Annotated in this window: 2 protein-coding genes and 1 pseudogene; 2 read left to right on the top strand and 1 reads right to left on the bottom strand. The window is 72.9% G+C overall.

Going from position 1 to position 1,396, the window contains the following annotated elements; translation table 11 throughout:
• Both murB and VB737_RS16735 read left to right on the top strand, forming a co-directional pair.
• A partial coding sequence (gene murB / locus VB737_RS16740; protein WP_500314628.1) for a UDP-N-acetylmuramate dehydrogenase occupies positions 1-881 on the top strand: 881 nt, incomplete at its 5' end.
• 28 nt (positions 882-909) lie between these two features.
• On the top strand, positions 910-1,251 hold the full coding sequence (locus tag VB737_RS16735) for a YbaB/EbfC family nucleoid-associated protein (protein WP_500314627.1): 342 nt from the start codon (positions 910-912) through the stop codon (positions 1,249-1,251).
• Here the strand turns inward: VB737_RS16735 and VB737_RS16730 are convergent.
• Positions 1,208-1,396, bottom strand: a pseudogene (locus VB737_RS16730) (ribosome small subunit-dependent GTPase A); the annotation flags it as partial. The gene VB737_RS16735 and the pseudogene VB737_RS16730 sit on opposite strands and share 44 nt — an antisense overlap.

Genomic DNA, 1,396 nt, shown 5'->3' with positions numbered 1-1,396 from the left:
CGCCCAGCCAGCCCCGGGCAGGGGTCGCCCTGCGGGACTACACCCCCTGGAAGGTGGGCGGGCCGGCCGCCTGGTTCGCCGAGCCCGCCGACCAGGCGGAACTGGTCGCCCACGCCGCCTGGGCGGCGGCCTCGGGGCTCCCCTTCCGCTGCATCGGCGCCGGCTCCAATCTGCTGATCGCCGACGGCGGCCTCGATGGCCTCACCCTCTGCAACCGGCGGCTGCAGGGCAGCCGCCTGGACCCAGGCGAGGGCTGGGTGGAGGCCGAGGCGGGCGAACCGATCCCCACCCTGGCCCGCAAGGCGGCCCGCAGCGGCCTGCGGGGGCTGGAGTGGGCCGTCGGCATTCCCGGCACCGTGGGAGGCGCGGTGGTGATGAACGCCGGCGCCCAGGGGGGCTGCACGGCCGAATGGCTCGTGTCGGTGCGGGTGCTGGATCCGCGCCGGCCCGACGTCCCCTTCGAGCTGGCCGCCGGCGATCTGGCCTTCGCCTACCGCCACAGCCGCCTGCAGGAGGAGCCGCTGCTGGTGCTCTCGGCCCGCTTCCGGCTGGAGCCAGGCCACGACCCGGCACTGCTCACCGCCCGCACCAGCGCCAACCTGCAGAGCCGCACCAGCACCCAGCCGTACCAACAACCCAGCTGCGGCAGCGTGTTCCGCAATCCCGAACCGCTCAAGGCCGGCCAGCTGATCGAATCCCTCGGCCTCAAGGGACTCGCCATCGGCGAGGCCCAGGTGTCGCCGATCCACGCCAATTTCATCGTCAACACCGGGGCCGCCACCGCCACCGACATCGACGCCCTGATCCGACTGGTGCAGCAACGGGTGCTGGAGGGCCGCGGCGTGCGGCTGCACCCGGAGGTCCAGCGGCTGGGGTTCTAGCCTGCCCCCAGACGACGACCCCCCTGGCATGGCCGGCTTCGGACTTCCCAATTTCGGACAGCTGACCGAGGCCTTCCGCAAGGCCCAGCAGATTCAGCAGGACGCCCAGAAGCTCCAGGAAGAGCTTGATGCGATGGAACTGCAGGGCAGCGACCCCGAGGGCCGCGCCAGCGTCTGGCTCTCCGGCAACCAGCAGCCCCTGCGGGTCGAGCTGAGCCCCGAGCTGCTCTCCGAACCCGTCGAGACGGTCGAGGCGGCCGTGCTGGCCGCCCTCTGCAAGGCCTACGAGGTCTCCACCGGCACCATGCGCGAGCGCATGGAAACCCTCACCGGGGGCCTGGATCTGAATCTTCCGGGTCTGGGGAACTGAGGTCCCCCTCCAGCGCCGGCAGGTCCTGCTCCAGCCCCTGACGCCGGGTGCTGCGGGAGGAGCGGCGCAGCTGGGGATCAAGCAGCGGTTCGAGCCGGTCGCCCCGCTGGCGCAGGCCCCGCCCACCCTGGCGCCCCTGGCCGCC

Source organism: Synechococcus sp. BA-120 BA3, assembly GCF_034931285.1.
Taxonomy (GTDB): Bacteria; Cyanobacteriota; Cyanobacteriia; order PCC-6307; family Cyanobiaceae; genus Cyanobium.
This window is presented reverse-complemented; position numbering and strand designations above follow the sequence as displayed.

Bases quoted from the DNA above. Each gene is read 5' to 3' on its own strand.
- VB737_RS16735 (WP_500314627.1), top strand. From the start codon at position 910: ATGGCCGGCTTCGGACTTCCCAATTTCGGACAGCTGACCGAGGCCTTC.